The organism is Myceligenerans crystallogenes, assembly GCF_039529775.1.
GTDB classification, from domain to species: Bacteria; Actinomycetota; Actinomycetes; order Actinomycetales; family Cellulomonadaceae; genus Myceligenerans; species Myceligenerans crystallogenes.
The window spans coordinates 578,840-594,820 of the sequence record NZ_BAAANL010000002.1; the positions used below are offsets into that span (position 1 = coordinate 578,840).

Consider the following 15,981-nt stretch of genomic DNA (forward strand, 5'->3'; position numbering starts at 1 on the left):
GGGGCCCAGCATGCCAGTCACGGCGCGATCACTTCTCCTTCGCGAGGGCGGCGACGACGGCGCGCGCCGTGCCCTCGCCCATGCCGCGGACCGTCGCGATCTCCTCGGCCGACGCCGCGCGCAGCTTCTTGACCGAGCCGAAGTGCGCCAGCAGGGCCTTCTTGCGGGCGGGGCCGAGGCCCGGCACGTCGTCGAGCACCGACGCGATCATGCCCTTGCCGCGGCGCTTGCGGTGCGCCTGGATCGCGAACCGGTGCGCCTCGTCGCGGACGCGCTGCAGCAGGTAGAGGCCCTCCGACGAGCGCCGCAGGATGACCGGGTAGTCGTCGCCGGGGACCCACACCTCCTCCAGCCGCTTGGCGAGCCCGCACAGGGCGACGTCGGTGACGCCGAGCTCCGCCATGGCCCGGGCCGCGGCGGCGACCTGGGGCGGGCCGCCGTCGACGACGATCAGGCTGGGCGGGTACGCGAAGCGCTTCGTGTCCTCGGGCGCGGCGTCGTCGTCCGGGTCGATCTCGCCGGACGCGAGCTCGACGTCGTTCGCCTTGAGGCGGTCGGCGAGGTAGCGCCTGAGGCGGCGCGTGATGACCTCGTGCATGGCGGCGGTGTCGTCGCGGGCGCCCTCGCCCTCGGGGCCGCGGATGCTGAACGTGCGGTACTCGCTCTTGCGCGGCAGGCCGTCCTCGAACACGACCATCGACGCGGACTGGTAGGTGCCGCCGGTGTGCGAGATGTCGTAGCACTCGATGCGCAGCGGGGCGCTGTCCAGGCCGAGGGCCTCCTGGATCTCCTGGAGGGCCTGGCTGCGGGTCGTCAGGTCGCCTGCGCGGCGGGTCTTGTGCAGCACGAGGGAGTGCTCCGCGTTGCGCAGCACGGTGGCGGCGAGCTCCTTCTTGTCGCCGCGCTGCGGGACGCGCAGGTCGACCCGCGAGCCCCGCAGGCCGCTCAGCCAGGCGGTGACCTGGTCGGGATCCGGCGGGAGGACCGGCACGAGGACCTCGCGCGGGACGGCGTCGCGGGCGGCGGCGGCCTCCGCGGCCCGGGCAGCGGCCGCCGGCGTATCGGCGGCCGGCGTATCGGCGGCCGGCGTATCGGCGGCCGGCGTATCGGCGGCCGGCGACGCCTGCGCCGGGGCGACGGCCTCCGGCGTCGTGCCGTCACCGGCAGTACCGGCACCGGCTGCGCGGGACTCGTCACCGGCTCGTGCGGCGTCGGCCCCCTGCGTGTCGACGGCACCGTAGACCTGCTGGAGCAGGTGCTCCACCAGGTCGGCGTCGGTCAGGTCCTCGACCTTCTCCACGACCCAGCCGCGCTGGCCGCGGATGCGGCCGCCGCGGACGTGGAAGACCTGGACGGCCGCCTCCAGTTCGTCGCCCGCGAGCGCGAAGACGTCGGCGTCCGTGCCGTCGCCGAGCACGACCGCGTTCTTCTCGGTGGCGCGGCGCAGCGCCTCGATGTCGTCGCGGAGCCTCGCCGCGCGCTCGTACTCCATGTCCTGGGCGGCGGCGGTCATCTCGGCCGTGAGCCGCTTCTCGAACTTCGTGGTCTCGCCCGCCAGGAAGTCGCAGAAGTCCAGCGCGAGCTCGCGATGGTCCTCGGGGCTGATCCGGCCGACGCACGGCGCGGAGCACTTGTCGATGTACCCCAGCAGGCACGGCCGGCCGGAACGCTCGGCGCGCTTGTACACGCCCGCCGAGCACGTGCGCACGGGAAAGACCCGCAGCACCTGATCGAGCGTCTCGCGGATCGCCCAGGCGTGCCCGTACGGCCCGAAGTACCGGGTGCCCTTGCGCTTGGCGCCCCGCATCACCTGGGCGCGCGGGATCTCCTCGCCGAGCGTGACCGCCAGGTACGGGTACGACTTGTCGTCCCGGTACTTCACGTTGAACCGCGGGTCGTACTGCTGGATCCACGTGTACTCCAGCGCGAGCGCCTCCACCTCGGTGGCCACGACGGTCCACTCGACCGAGGCCGCCGTGGTCACCATGGTGCGCGTGCGGTAGTGCAGGTTCGCGACGTCCTGGAAGTAGTTCGACAGGCGCTGCCGCAGGTTCTTCGCCTTGCCGACGTAGATCACCCGCCCGTGCTCGTCACGGAAGCGGTACACGCCCGGCGAGGTCGGTATCTCGCCGGGCCGGGGACGGTAGGTCGCCGGATCTGCCATGCCCCGAACTCTAGTTCGAGACTCTGACACGGGCGCTCAGCTGCGCCGGCCCGGGCGCGCCGACCCGGGCCGGTCGGCGCGGCTCAGGCGCCGGCCACCCAGGCGCCGCCCTTGAGCTCTGCGGGGACCGGCTCGGTCAGGACGAAGCGGCGCGGGGAGGCTCCCGGGTCCAGCTCGACGAAGGCGCGGATCTCGTAGGCGCCGTCCGGGAGCTTCTGGTCGTAGGTCGTCATCCCCTCGGCCTCCCCGCCGGGCAGGCAGAAGTTCCGGCTCCCCACGGCGGCGTCGGCGGTCCCGCTGAACTCCACCGGCTCGCCGTCGGCCAGCGGCGGCAGGCTGACGACGGTTCCCTCGCGGACGACGACGGCGACGGCCGGGCTCGTGTGCGTGGGCTTCTTGCCGGTGACCTGGATCTCGACGGGCAGCAGCACACCGCCGTCGGCCTGGTCCCCGGCAGGCCGGGGCGCGAGCGGGCCGGCCGCCGTCAGCGTGGCCGCGGGGTCGAGGCTCTGGTCGAGCAGCTGGGCCGGCATGCCGCACGACCAGTCGCTCCCCTCGAACCAGGCGGGCTGGTGGCCGGCGTCGATCTCGACGGAGCCCCAGGCCGACGGCTTCGGGACGGGCGACGCGCTGGGCGAGGCCGCGTCCGACGGCGCGGGCGGCTCCGCGGGAGCCGGCTCCGACAGGTCGTCCGACGGCGTCGGCGACGCCGGTGCGCTGTCCGACGGCGCGGCGGAGGTCGCCCCGGCGCCGGGGGCCTGAGCGCCGGTGACCTCGCCGCCGCCGCACGCCGCCAGGAGCGCCACGACGGTCAGCGAGACGAGAGGATGACCGGCGCGGCGGAGGTCACGGGCGGCGCGGACGGAACGCGGGTGAAAAGTCACGCTGGAACCTTAGCGACAAGCGGCGCCCGCGCCCCGGGATTCACAGAAACCGCCCCGACGGATCACAGCGTCGGCGCGCCAGGCCCCGCCGGGCCGCCGGCGCCGCGCCTCAGGCCCGGCCCGCGACCGCGAGCGGGACCGGCTCCACGTTCACGGGGAAGTTGACCGACCGCGCGATGAAGCACATCGCGTGGGCCTTGTGGTGCAGGGCCGCGATCTGCTCGTCCGAGGCCAGCTCGCCGTCGTCGGCCACGATCCGCGGGTGCAGCGTGACGTCCGTGAACTGCCCCTCGCCCCGCGACTCCACCCGCATCGTGCCGGTCGCGGAATCCGCGTACTCGCGGACGACCAGGCCGCTTGTCGCGGCCAGGTGCAGGAACCACAGCATGTGGCACTGGCTCAGGCTCGCGACGAACAGCTCCTCCGGGCTGTACCGGCCCGGGTCGCCGCGGAACGCCGGGTCCGACGTGCCCGGCAGCGGCGGTTTACCGGCCAGGACGACGTCATGGTCCCGGGAGTAGGCGGTGTACGACGCCGTGCCCGCCTCCCCCGCTCCGGTCCAGGTCACCTCGACGGCATAGTCATGCGTGGCTCCGCTCATGCCGTTCACGATAACCGCACGCCGCGATGCCCACATCGTGGACGTGTGGCCTTCGTCACAAGATGAAATCTATACTCCGCCCGCGCGATGTTTCGTGGCGCCTTTGCCAAACCCTTACCGGAGCGCGCCACGCTACGCGTGCGGTCCGGGATTCCGCGGTTTACGGGCAAGGCTGGCCCGCCTGCCCCGCTCCGCCTGGCACATTTTTCCGGGCATGCCGCACGGCAGGTAACGCCACCGAAACACCAGGTGACGAAGGATTTCACCGGCCGAATCGCTTCGAAGGACTAGGGAGCTCTTTGCCTGTTATGCCAGTCTTAGTCACACGTACCCGCCGGTTGTTTGACCCCAGGGGTGATTCACGTGTCAACCCGCACGCACACCACCACCACCACTTACGACGACATCGCAGCACTCATCTGTGTCACTCGCCCGTACTACGCCCTGCAGGACCTGACCAGCACCGCACCCGGACAGGTCAGCGCCGTCGTCCCCGTCCAGTCGCCGCCCGGCCGCCAGAGCCAGGTCATCGGCCTCGGCGAGGTGGGCCGCCACCTCGCGATCCTGGGCCTGTCGGCGGCCGCCACGAGCAGCCCGGCCCCCGGACGCAACTTCTACCTCGCCAGCCGCGCCGTCGGGCGCATGTACCCGGAGGGCGAGTCACCGGCCCCCGGGCCGCTCACCGGAACCGCCGTCATCCAGGGACAGAACCGCCGTCAGGTGCTGGCCCACACCGAGCTGCGTGACTCCGCCGGGACCTTGATCGCCCGGATGGACGTGCAGTACAAGGTCATGACCGCAGCGGTCTTCTACCGCATCATGGGGCAGCCGACGGAACCCGACGCCGTGCTGCCCGGGAACCCGTACGAGCAACCCATGCCCATCTCGGACGTCTCGGTGCACCAGCGGTCGGGCAGTGCGAAGCTCGAGGTGGCCGCCTCGATGTGTCAGGGACACTTCGACGGATTCCCGGCCTTGCCGGTCGCGATGGCCGGTTACGCGTCCTTCTCGCTGTTCAACGAGGTGCTGGACAGCACCGTCGGGCCGGACGTCCAATGGCGCTGCGGCGCGTTCCGGCTCAAGGCCGACAACCTCGCCGCGGCAGGCCAGACCTGCCTGGTCGAGATCGAACCGACGACCCCGCGCACCGCGGAGCACGCGTTCCTCGGCAGGGTGTCGACCGCGGAACAGACCGCGTTCCGCATCTGGGTGGACTACGAGCTCGTCTGACGCACGGCCCGACGACCACCTGTCCGACGACGACCCGCCCGGCGAGAGCCGGGCACGCTCAGCCCGCGACAGCGGCCTTGCGGCGTGCCCGGCTCTTCGTCGTCCTCGCGGCCTCGGCCTTCGCGGGGTCGGCCGGCGCCGCCGGGCCGCCGCCCGCCGGGGCCGGCCCGACCGGTACCGTGCCGTCGAGCACCTCCGCCAGGAACTTGCCGGTGTGCGACTCCGGCACCCCCGCGACGAACTCGGGCGTCCCCTCGGCCACCACGGTGCCGCCGCCGGAACCGCCCTCCGGGCCCATGTCGATCACCCAGTCGGCGTTCTTGATCACGTCGAGGTTGTGCTCGATGACGATCACCGAGTTCCCCTTGCCGACCAGCGACTGCAGGACCCCGAGCAGCTTGCGGATGTCCTCGAAGTGCAGGCCCGTCGTCGGCTCGTCGAGCACGTAGACGGTGCGCCCGGTGGACCGCTTCTGCAGCTCCGTGGCGAGCTTGACGCGCTGCGCCTCGCCGCCGGAGAGCGTGGGCGCGGGCTGACCGAGCCGGACGTAGCCCAGGCCGACGTCGACCAGCGTGTTCATGAACCGCGAGATCGCCGGGAACGCCTCGAAGAACGACGCCGCCTCCTCGATGGGCATGTCGAGCACGTCCGCGACGGTCTTGCCCTTGAAGTGCACCTCGAGGGTCTCGCGGTTGTAGCGCGCCCCGTGGCACACCTCGCACGGCACGTACACGTCCGGCAGGAAGTTCATCTCGATCTTGATCGTGCCGTCACCGGTGCACGCCTCGCAGCGGCCGCCCTTGACGTTGAACGAGAACCGGCCCGGCCCGTAGCCGCGCACCTTCGCCTCGGTCGTCTCGGCGAACAGCTTGCGGATCCGGTCCCACACGCCCGTGTAGGTGGCGGGGTTGGAGCGCGGCGTGCGGCCGATCGGGCCCTGGTCGACGTGCACCACCTTGTCGAGGTGGTCGAGCCCGGTGACGCGGGTGTGCCGCCCGGCCACCTGGCGGGCGCCGTTCAGCTCGTTCGCGAGCACGGTGTGCAGGATCGAGTTCACGAGGGTCGACTTGCCGGAGCCGGACACGCCCGTGACCGCGGTGAACACGCCGAGCGGGAACGACACGTCGATGTTCCGCAGGTTGTGCTCCCGCGCGCCGACGACGGTCAGCTCGCGCTTCGGGTCCACCGGCCGCCGGACCTCGGGAACGACGATCTGGCGCCGGCCCGACAGGTAGGCGCCGGTCACGGACTCCTCGGCGGCCAGGAGGCCGGCCAGGTCGCCCGAGTGGACGATCCGCCCGCCGCGCTCCCCCGCACCCGGGCCGACGTCGACGATCCAGTCCGCCGTGCGGATCGTGTCCTCGTCGTGCTCGACGACGATCAGCGTGTTGCCCAGGTCCCGCAGCCGCGTCAGGGTCTCGATGAGCCGCCGGTTGTCGCGCTGGTGCAGCCCGATCGACGGCTCGTCCAGCACGTACAGCACGCCGACCAGGCCGGACCCGATCTGCGTGGCCAGCCGGATCCGCTGCGCCTCGCCGCCGGACAGCGTGCCCGCCGGCCGCTCGAGCGTGAGGTACTCCAGCCCGACGTCGAGCAGGAACCCGAGCCGCGCGTGGATCTCCTTGAGCACCTCGGCCGCGATCTGCTGCTCGCGGTGGCCGAGCTCGAGCCCCTTGAGGAACTCCGCCGCCTCCGAGATGGGCAGGCGGCACACCTGGGCGATGGACCTGCCGCCCACCTTCACCGCGAGCACCTCCGGGCGCAGGCGCGCGCCGTCGCACGCCGGGCACGGGACCTCGCGCATGAAGGCCTCGTACTTCTCCTTGGACCAGTCGGAGTCCGTCTCGCGGTGCCGCCGCTCCAGGAACGTCAGGACGCCCTCGAAGCCGGTCGAGTACTGCCGCTCGCGCCCCCAGCGGTTCTTGTACCTGACGTGCACCTCGTGGTTCTGCCCGTGCAGGATGGCGTCGCGCGCCCGCTGCGGCAGGGCACGCCACGGCGCGTCCATGTCGAACTTCATCTCCTCGGCGAGCGCCGTCAGCACCCGCTCGAAGTACTCGCTGGAGGTCTGCGCCCACGGTGCCACGGCGCCGTCGCGCAGCGACTTCTCGTCATCCGGCACGACGAGGTCGGGATCGACCTCCAGCCGGAACCCGATGCCCGTGCACTCGGGGCACGCGCCGTACGGGGCGTTGAACGAGAAGGTGCGCGGCTCGATCTCGTCGAGCGTGAGCGGGTGGTCGTTCGGGCAGGAGCGCTTCTCGGAGAACTTGCGGATCCGCTCGGCGGCCGGGGCATCGGCCGATACGTCGACCAGCTCGATCATCACGAGCCCGCCGGCCAGCCCGAGGGCGGTCTCGACGGAGTCGGTGAGCCGCCGCTGCACGCCCTCGCGGGCCACCAGCCGGTCCACCACGACCTCGATGTCGTGCTTGAGCTTCTTCTCCAGCGCCGGCGGCTCGGAGAGCTGCACCACCTCGCCGTCGACCCGGGCACGCGCGAAGCCCTTGGCCGACAGCTCCTTGAAGAGGTCGGCGTACTCGCCCTTGCGCCCGCGCACCACGGGCGCGAGCACCTGGTACCGCGTGCCCTCGGGCAGCTCCAGCACGCGGTCGACGATCTGCTGCGGGGTCTGCGACTGGATCTTCTCGCCGCAGACGGGGCAGTGCGGCGTCCCCGCGCGCGAGTAGAGCAGGCGGAGGTAGTCGTAGACCTCGGTGATGGTGCCCACGGTCGAGCGCGGGTTCCGGTTCGTCGACTTCTGGTCGATCGACACCGCGGGGCTGAGGCCCTCGATGAAGTCGACGTCGGGCTTGTCCATCTGGCCGAGGAACTGGCGCGCGTACGCGCTCAGCGACTCGACGTAACGGCGCTGCCCCTCGGCGAAGATCGTGTCGAACGCGAGCGACGACTTGCCGCTCCCGGACAACCCCGTGAACACGACGAGCGCCTCCCGGGGCAGATCCAGGGACGCGTTCTTGAGGTTGTGCTCACGGGCACCGGAAACGACCAGCCGATTACTCACGCGAGCATCCTAGGCCGAGACTCTGACATTCGCACGCGTGTTCTACGACACGCCGCCGGGCCCTCAGGCGAACCCGCCGATCACGACGTTCCACTCCCGCGCCGACCGCTCCGTGATCAATCCCACCTTCCGGAACGGGTCCTCGTCGAGGGCCGCGAGGACGTCGCCGGCCGAGTCCCCCTCCAGGACGAGAAGGGCGCCCGCGCCGGCCGGCGGCGCGCCGTCCCGCGGCACCACCGCGGGCTGCGGCCCCGACGCCCGCAGCACCCCCGCCTCGTGCAGGCCGCGCAGGAAGGCACGGTGCTCCGCGCGATGGGCGTCGAGCCCGGCGGCGTCGTCGGCGTACACGTAGGTCACGGCATAGGTCGTCATGCCGGCCATTCTCCAGCAGATTTCCCGGGCCTCCGCCGGGGACGACGACGGCGCCCGTCCCGCCGGGCGGGAGACGGGCGCCGCGGGGTGCGCTCACGCGTCGGCGGCGACCTCGTCCACCTCGGCGTAGGCCAGCGTCACGAGCGCCTGGGCGTGCACGGCGTGCTCCCACTTGCCCAGGTCCGCGATGCTCTTGATCTTCAGGGCAGCGAGCGCCTCGTCGTGCTTGGGGCTCAGGCCGAGCAGCGCCGACGGCGGAGCGTCCAGGATCTCCTTGATGCTCTTGCCGCGGTAGGACTTGTCGACCAGGTTGTCCAGGTTCAGGCTCATGGCAGCCATGCCTTTCCTCGAAGGGTCACCGTGCCGGACGGGGTCCGGCCTTTCGCAGCATGTCGCGATCCCAGGGGGTTTGCCAAATTCGCCCGGTAACCGGCGGGTGAACATCGTGGAACGATTCGCCCACACCCACCACATCCCCCGGGTGCACAGGCGGGCCACCGGCTGGCAGACTCCGTTCATGGCGCCCTACACCGGTGATGTCGTCACGGGCAGTGACCCTGATATCCGCCTGCTCGACGACATCGCGATCCACAAGATGTCCGTCGGCCCGATGGACAACAACACCTATCTGCTGACCTGTCACGTGACGGGGGCGCAACTGCTGATCGACGCGGCCGCGGACCCGCAGTCCCTGATGGACCTCGTCGACATGTCCGAGGGGGACGGCCCCGGCGAGGGCCCGCTGGACGCAGGTCCGCCGCTTGACGTGGTCGTCACCACGCACCGGCATCCCAACCACCTGGGCGCGCTGGCCGACGTCGTGGCCGTGACCGGCGCGCAGTCCGTGGCGGGCTCCCTGGACGCGGAGGCCATCGCCTCCGCGTCCGGCACGCCCGTCGAGGTCACCGTGTCCGACGGCGACCGCATCACCTTCGGCGAGGTGACGCTCGAGGTGATCCACCTGCGCGGGCACACCCCGGGGTCGATCGCGCTGGCCTACACGGAGCCGGCGCAGGTGTCGGCCGCGGGGGCCGTGGCCGGGCGGACGCACCTGTTCACCGGGGACTCGCTGTTCCCCGGCGGCCTCGGGAGCACCAGCGGGGACCCGGACCGGTTCGCGGCGCTGCTGGGCGACGTGACGACGCGGATCTTCGACCGCTTCCGGGACGACACGTGGGTCTATCCCGGCCACGGCCTCGACACGACGCTGGGCGCCGAGCGCCCCCACCTGGACGAATGGCGCGAGCGCGGCTGGTAGCAGCGCTTTCCCGAGCCGCCGGGCTCAGTCGTGCTCGGCCTCGTTCCTCGGCCTGCGCGCGCCTTCGCTACCGGCCGGCGGCCGGGGACCTGGCGAGGAAAGCCAACGACCGGGGATCTGGCGGCACGGCTGCCGCCAGATCCCCGGGAGGTCAGTCGCCGGTCGTGACCTCGGCCTTCTTGTCGGAGGCCTTCTCGTCGGACTTGAGGTGCGCCGTGGCGCCGCCACGGGTCGACAGGAGGCTCGCCACCGTGCCGATGGTCAGCGAGGCGATGATGACCGTCAGGGACAGCCAGATCGGCACCTCCGGGGCCCAGTGGAACCCGTGGCCGTCGTTGAGGAACGGCAGCGTGTTGGTGTGCAGGGCCTCGAGGACCATCTTCACGCCGATGAAGGCGAGGATCGCCGCGAGCGCGTAGGGCAGGTACACGAGCCGGTCCATGAGGCCGCCGAGCAGGAAGTACAGCTGCCGCAGGCCCATGAGGGCGAACAGGTTCGTGGCGAACACGAGGAACGGGTCGGTGGTAACGCCGAAGATCGCGGGGATCGAGTCGAGCGCGAACATCAGGTCCGTGGACCCGATCGCCACGAAGACGACGATCATCGGGGTGAACAGCTTCTTGCCGTCGACGACGGTGCGCAGCTTGGCGCCGTCGTAGTGGTGGTCCAGCGGGAGCACGCGGCGCAGGGTGCGGATGAGGGCGTTCTCCTTGAAGTCCTCCTCTTCCTCCTTGAGCTCGTCGATGACCAGCTTGATCGCCGTGTACAGCAGGAACGCGCCGAACAGGTAGAAGACGGCGGTGAACCGCTCGATGATCGCGGCGCCCGCGAGGATGAAGGCGGCGCGGAACACGAGCGCCATGATGATGCCGACCATCAGCACGCGCTGCTGCTGCTCACGCGGCACCGCGAAGCGCGCCATGATGATGATGAAGATGAACAGGTTGTCGACGCTCAGGGAGTACTCCATGAGCCAGCCGGTGTAGAACTCGGCCGCGGGTGTGGCCCCGCCGACGGCCCAGATCACCCCGCCGAAGGCCAGCGCCAGCGCCACGTAGAAGCTCACCCAGAGGGCGCTCTCCTTGGTGCTCGGCACGTGCGGGCGGCGGGCGACGATCAGTAGGTCGACGACGATCAGAACGATCATCGCCACGAGGGACGTGATCTCGAACCACGGGGGCAACTCCAGGGCCATCCAAGTTCCTTTCACAGGCTCGGAGGCCACGGCGGGGCGCCACCTCCGATGCGAACGACAATGCACCGGAGGTCTTCCTCACCCGCCGGCACCTCCACCCTGTCGGGAACAGGGTGGATTCGCACGGCAGGCCGGCTCGCCCGGGGTAACGCCGTTGTCACCCGTACTGACGATCGAGCCGTCCTGAGGTACTCCCCTCCAAGGCCCGCAGTCTACTTCACCCCTGGCGCGGGGGGCGCGTGAGACCAGTCACGCGGCGGCCGCCACGACGGATGCCATGGCGGCCGCCGCGCTCGTCAGGCGGTGGCCGCCTGCATCTGGCGGAGCTCCTTCTTCAGCCCGGAGATCTCGTCGCGCAGCCGGGCGGCGACCTCGAACTGCAGCTCGGCGGCCGCCCCGTGCATCTGGTCCGTGAGCTCCTGGATGAGCTCGGCCAGCTCGCTCGCGGCCGCGCCCGCGAGCCGGTTGCCGGTGGTCGCGCCCTCCTTCGGCGAGCCCGGGACGGGTGCCCGGCCCCGGCGTTCGCCGGCCGGCTTGCGGTACCCGCCCGCCAGCAGCTCGGCGGTGTCGAGGTCCTCGCGGGCCAGCATGTCGGTGACGTCCGCGATCTTCTTGCGCAGCGGCGTCGGGTCGATGCCGTTGGCCTCGTTGTACGCGATCTGCTTCTCGCGGCGCCGGTCGGTCTCGTCGAGCGCCTGGCGCATCGCAGGCGTGATCTTGTCCGCGTACATGTGCACCTCGCCCGACACGTTGCGGGCCGCGCGGCCGATCGTCTGGATCAGGGAGCGGCCCGAGCGCAGGAACCCCTCCTTGTCGGCGTCGAGGATCGCCACGAGCGACACCTCCGGCAGGTCGAGGCCCTCACGCAGCAGGTTGATGCCCACCAGCACGTCGAACTCGCCGAGGCGCAGCTCCCGCAGCAGCTCGACGCGGCGCAGCGTGTCCACCTCGGAGTGCAGGTACTGGACCCGGACCCCGCGCTCCAGGAAGTAGTCGGTCAGATCCTCCGCCATCTTCTTGGTGAGGGTCGTGACCAGCACGCGCTCGTCCTTCTCGACGCGTTCGCGGATCTCCCCGAGCAGGTCGTCGATCTGGCCCGTCGTCGGCTTGACGACGACCTGCGGGTCCACCAGGCCGGTGGGCCGGATGACCTGCTCCACCACGCCGTCGGACAGGGACATCTCGTAGTCGCCCGGCGTCGCCGAGAGGTAGACCGTCTGGCCGATCCGCTCGGTGAACTCCTCCCACTTCAGCGGCCGGTTGTCCATCGCGCTCGGCAACCGGAAGCCGTGGTCCACGAGCGAGCGCTTGCGCGACATGTCGCCCTCGAACATCGACCCGATCTGCGGCACGGTCTGGTGCGACTCGTCGATGACGAGCAGGAAGTCCTCGGGGAAGTAGTCGAGCAGGGTGTTCGGCGGGGTGCCCGGCTCGCGGCCGTCGATGTGCATCGAGTAGTTCTCGATGCCGTTGCAGGTGCCGATCTGCTGCATCATCTCGATGTCGTACGACGTGCGCATGCGCAGCCGCTGCGCCTCCAGCAGCTTGCCCTGGCCCTCCAGCTCCGCCAGCCGGGCCGCCAGTTCCGCCTCGATGCCCGTGATCGCGCGCCCCATCCGCTCCGGGCCGGCCACGTAGTGCGTCGCCGGGAACAGGTACACGCTCGTCTCGGTCCGGATCACGTCGCCGGTCAGCGGGTGCAGCGTCTGGATCGACTCGATCTCGTCGCCGAACATCTCGATGCGCACCGCGAGCTCCTCGTACACCGGGATGATCTCGACCGTGTCGCCCCGCACGCGGAACGTGCCGCGCGTGAACGCGGTGTCGTTGCGCGTGTACTGCATCGTCACGAACTTCCGCAGCAGCTCGTCGCGGTCGACGACGTCCCCGACGTCGAGCCGCACCATGCGGTCCACGTACTCCTGCGGCGTGCCCAGGCCGTAGATGCACGACACCGACGCCACCACGACGACGTCCCGCCGCGTCAGCAGCGACGACGTCGCGCTGTGCCGCAGCCGCTCGACCTCGTCGTTGATCGACGAGTCCTTCTCGATGTACGTGTCCGACTGCGCGATGTACGCCTCGGGCTGGTAGTAGTCGTAGTACGAGACGAAGTACTCGACCGCGTTGTTCGGCAGCAGCTCGCGGAACTCGCTCGTGAGCTGCGCGGCCAGCGTCTTGTTCGGCGCCATGATCAGCGTGGGCCGCTGCAGCTTCTCGATCAGCCAGGCCGTCGTCGCGCTCTTGCCCGTACCCGTGGCGCCCAGCAGCACGACGTCCTTCTCGCCCGCCTGGATCCGCTCGGTGAGCTGGGCGATGGCGGCGGGCTGGTCCCCCGCGGGCCGGTACTCGGAGACCACCTCGATCGGTGCGACGGTCCGCTGCAGGTCGGTGACTGGGCGCATGTCTCTACGGTAGACGGGGTCACTGACATCGACGACGGGTTCGCGGTGGGTGAGGGCCGAGGAACGAGGCACTCGCCCACCGCGAACACGAGGAGACGGCAGCGACAAGCACTGACATCAACGTCCCGCCAGCACGCCCGCCCCGCTCCGCACCGCCGCCAGCGACGTCGCCACCACGATCCGCAGGGCCTCCGCCAGCAGGGACAGCGGCAGCCCCGGGTCCCCGTCCATCCGCTCCTCGCGCAGGCGCGGCACGTGCACGAAACCCGTCACGGCGTCGGGCCCGAACACGTGGCGCAGCGCGTAGAAGACGGTGTTGCAGACGAACGTCCCGGCGGTGTTGGACAGCGCCGCGGGGATCCCCGCGGCGTGCAGCGCGGCCAGCGCGCTCTTCACGGGCAGGCCCGTGAAGTGGGCGGCGGGCCCGCCGTCGAACAGGGTCTCGTCGGCCGGGGCGAAGCCGGAGTTGTCGGGGATCCGCGCGTCCGCGACGTTGATCGCCACGCGCTCCAGCCGGACCTTGTCGGTCCCGGCGACCAGCCCGGCGGCGACGACGACGTCGTACGGCCGCCCCTGGCTCTCGGCGGCCCGCACGGCCCCGCGCAGGGGCGTGAACGCGCCGGCGAACGTCACCGGCAGCAGCAGCGTCGTCAGCTCCGCCCCCTCGGCGCCCGCGTCCCAGACCGCCGCGAGGCGCCGCACCGCCTCGGCCGACGCGTTGACCTCGTCCCCTCCGAACGGCTCGAAGCCCGTGACCAGCGCCCTCACGCGCCGGCCGCCCCGCCGCCGTACTGCCGCACGTCGTGCAGCGCCGCGTCGTCGGCCTCGGCGCTCGCCTCCTGCGCGACCTCGCGCTGCACCCGTTCCCACAGCTCGTCGACCTGCGCCTCGAGCTCCGCCGGCGTCCCGGAGCCGTCCAGAACGACGTCGGCGGCGGCGAGCCGGACGTCGTCGGGGGCCTGCGCGCCGATCCGGCCGCGCGCCTCGTCCTCCGCCATCCCCCGGCTCTCCAGCAGCCGGGTCAGCCGCTGCCCGGCGGGCGTGTGCACGACCGCGACCAGATGGAACGCCTCCGCCTGCCCGGTCTCGACCAGCAGCGGGATGTCGTGCACGACGACGGCGCGCGGGTCCCGGACCGCCGCGGCCGCCTCGCGCTCGGCGGACAGCCGGCGCACCTGGGGGTGGATGATGCCGTTGAGCCGCTCCCGCGCGTCGTCGTCGGCGAACACGATGCGGCCGAGGGCCGCGCGGTCGAGCGTGCCGTCCGCCGCGATCGCGTCCTCGCCGAACGCCGCGGCGATCTCCTCCAGGCCGACCGATCCGGGCGCGACGGCGTCGCGCGCGAGCTGGTCGTGATCGACGACGACGGCGCCGAGTTCGGCGAACCGCCGCGCGGCGACGGACTTCCCCGCGGCGATCCCCCCTGTGAGACCGATCCGGAACATGAACCCATGTTGCCCTACGCCGGACCCGCACGCCCCCGAAACGATGTCGTACGGCGCGCCGCAGGCCCCGGCACCTCAGCCGACCGGCGTGAACTCGACGCGCATCGCCGCCGGGTACCGCGACCACGGCGAGGGCGCCCACGTGACGTCGTCGTCCACGAGCCGCAGGTCGAGGCGCTGGACGAGGCGCTCCACGGCGATCCGCACCACGAGCCGGGCCTGACGGCGCGCCGGGCAGGAGTGCGCGCCGAGGCCGAAGGACAGGTGCGAGCGGTTCCCGGCGTCGAACTCGGCGTCGGGATGGACCCGCGGATCCGTGTTGGCCGCGGCCAGGCTCATCACCAGGGCGTCGCCCTCGCGGATCATCCGGTCGCCGAGCAGCCAGTCCCCCACCGCGTAGCGCGCGGGCAGCGCCGCCACCGGCGGCTCGCGCCAGAGCACCTCGTCGACGGCGTCGTCCAGGCCCCGGCGGGCGCCGACCACCCGGCCGGTGAAGCGCGGGTCCGTGAGCATCAGGCGCAGCGCCGCGGCGCTCCAGGAGACGAGCATCTCCAGCGCGGCGCAGATCGCGACCACGATCGTGTGCGCCACCTCGGTGTCGTCGCGCAGCCCGCCGTGCCGGATCAGCTTGCTGGTCAGGTCCGCCCCGGGGGCGGCACGCAGCTCCACCACGTGGTCGAGCACGAGCCGGTCCAGGGTGCGCAGGCCCACGGCGGCGCTGCCGCCGTGGCCGAAGATCTCCAGCGCGCAGTGCATGAGGGCCAGGCCCTCCTGCCGGCGGAACCCGAACATCGCGGCCACCGACAGGAAGGACATCGCCACGGTGTACTCGCTGATCAGCTCGGCCCGCCCGCGGCCCGCGAACTGCTCGATCAGCCCGTCCGCGACCGCCCGGACCATCGCGGCGGTCGTCGTCTCGTCGAACTCGCCGAGCACGTCGTCGACCGGCGTGCGCAGCCGGCGGTGCTCCGGGCCGTCCTTGTAGTACATGGCCTCGCGACCGCCCGGCGAGAGGATCGGCAGCAGCACCGAGTCCGCCAGCAGCCGCCCCTCGTGGTACCAGCGCCAGTGCCGCGGATCGCGCGCGAACACCGTCTCCAGCCGCATCACCTGCGCCACCTCGGCGTGCCCCAGGACCAGCCAGCCGGGCACGCCCGGCTCGAGGTCCACGGGCGCGACCGAGCCGTGCTCGTCCTCGAGCTCACGCAGGGCCTTTCCCATGTCACGCGCCCCGGTCAGCTCGACCAGCGCGACCCGCCGCCCGCCGGGACGGGAAAGCTCTTCACCCATGTCCTGCTCACACCCTCCGGAGCCGGCCGGACCGGCTCCCCGTCGGAATTCACCCGGCCGTGCGCCCGCCGGGACGTCGCACGACGCCTGGGGCTGATTTCTAGCACGGGTG

The 15,981-nt window shown here is 71.7% G+C and carries 13 protein-coding genes; 2 read left to right on the forward strand and 11 right to left on the reverse strand.

Going from position 1 to position 15,981, the window contains the following annotated elements; all coding sequences use genetic code 11:
• Window positions 1-28: 28 nt before the first annotated feature.
• The 3 genes from uvrC to ABD208_RS07385 form a co-directional block, all read right to left on the reverse strand.
• Window positions 29-2,164 carry an excinuclease ABC subunit UvrC gene (gene uvrC / locus ABD208_RS07375; RefSeq protein ID WP_344101101.1) on the reverse strand — a complete coding sequence of 712 codons (2,136 nt, stop codon included), beginning with the start codon at window positions 2,162-2,164 and terminating at the stop codon, window positions 29-31.
• A gap of 83 nt (window positions 2,165-2,247) precedes the next feature.
• Window positions 2,248-3,048, reverse strand: coding sequence for a hypothetical protein (locus ABD208_RS07380; RefSeq protein ID WP_344101103.1), 801 nt, complete (start codon window positions 3,046-3,048; stop codon window positions 2,248-2,250).
• Between the two features lie 109 nt (window positions 3,049-3,157).
• Window positions 3,158-3,649 carry an OsmC family protein gene (locus ABD208_RS07385; RefSeq protein ID WP_344101105.1) on the reverse strand — a complete coding sequence of 164 codons (492 nt, stop codon included), beginning with the start codon at window positions 3,647-3,649 and terminating at the stop codon, window positions 3,158-3,160.
• Window positions 3,650-4,012: 363 nt separating this feature from the next.
• Here ABD208_RS07385 and ABD208_RS07390 point away from each other — a divergent pair, with 363 nt between their 5' ends.
• The gene (locus ABD208_RS07390) at window positions 4,013-4,879 is read left to right on the forward strand and encodes a hypothetical protein (RefSeq protein ID WP_344101107.1); all 867 of its coding nucleotides are present in this window, start codon (window positions 4,013-4,015) and stop codon (window positions 4,877-4,879) included.
• A gap of 58 nt (window positions 4,880-4,937) precedes the next feature.
• On the opposite strand, the gene uvrA is transcribed toward ABD208_RS07390, so the two are convergent.
• The 3 genes from uvrA to ABD208_RS07405 form a co-directional block, all read right to left on the reverse strand.
• The gene (gene uvrA / locus ABD208_RS07395) at window positions 4,938-7,904 is read right to left on the reverse strand and encodes an excinuclease ABC subunit UvrA (protein WP_344101109.1); all 2,967 of its coding nucleotides are present in this window, start codon (window positions 7,902-7,904) and stop codon (window positions 4,938-4,940) included.
• 63 nt (window positions 7,905-7,967) lie between these two features.
• A complete protein-coding gene (locus tag ABD208_RS07400) occupies window positions 7,968-8,276 on the reverse strand; it encodes a YciI family protein (RefSeq protein ID WP_344101111.1) in 309 nt (102 codons plus the stop codon).
• A gap of 93 nt (window positions 8,277-8,369) precedes the next feature.
• On the reverse strand, window positions 8,370-8,615 hold the full coding sequence (locus ABD208_RS07405) for a hypothetical protein (RefSeq protein ID WP_344101113.1): 246 nt from the start codon (window positions 8,613-8,615) through the stop codon (window positions 8,370-8,372).
• Window positions 8,616-8,793: 178 nt separating this feature from the next.
• Here ABD208_RS07405 and ABD208_RS07410 point away from each other — a divergent pair, with 178 nt between their 5' ends.
• Window positions 8,794-9,534, forward strand: a complete 741-nt coding sequence (locus ABD208_RS07410; RefSeq protein WP_344101115.1) for an MBL fold metallo-hydrolase — start codon at window positions 8,794-8,796, stop codon at window positions 9,532-9,534.
• Between the two features lie 151 nt (window positions 9,535-9,685).
• Here ABD208_RS07410 and ABD208_RS07415 read toward each other — a convergent pair whose 3' ends face one another.
• The 5 genes from ABD208_RS07415 to ABD208_RS07435 form a co-directional block, all read right to left on the reverse strand.
• A complete protein-coding gene (locus ABD208_RS07415; protein WP_344101117.1) occupies window positions 9,686-10,729 on the reverse strand; it encodes a TerC family protein in 1,044 nt (347 codons plus the stop codon).
• Window positions 10,730-11,025: 296 nt separating this feature from the next.
• On the reverse strand, window positions 11,026-13,134 hold the full coding sequence (uvrB, locus tag ABD208_RS07420) for an excinuclease ABC subunit UvrB (protein WP_344101119.1): 2,109 nt from the start codon (window positions 13,132-13,134) through the stop codon (window positions 11,026-11,028).
• 117 nt (window positions 13,135-13,251) lie between these two features.
• Window positions 13,252-13,902 (reverse strand): pyroglutamyl-peptidase I, encoded by a 651-nt coding sequence (locus ABD208_RS07425; protein ID WP_344101121.1) that lies wholly within the window; start codon window positions 13,900-13,902, stop codon window positions 13,252-13,254.
• The gene (coaE, locus tag ABD208_RS07430; RefSeq protein ID WP_344101123.1) at window positions 13,899-14,579 is read right to left on the reverse strand and encodes a dephospho-CoA kinase; all 681 of its coding nucleotides are present in this window, start codon (window positions 14,577-14,579) and stop codon (window positions 13,899-13,901) included. Before coaE ends, ABD208_RS07425 begins: the two co-directional genes overlap by 4 nt.
• 75 nt (window positions 14,580-14,654) lie before the next feature.
• A complete protein-coding gene (locus ABD208_RS07435) occupies window positions 14,655-15,869 on the reverse strand; it encodes a cytochrome P450 (RefSeq protein ID WP_344101125.1) in 1,215 nt (404 codons plus the stop codon).
• Window positions 15,870-15,981 lie beyond the last annotated feature (112 nt).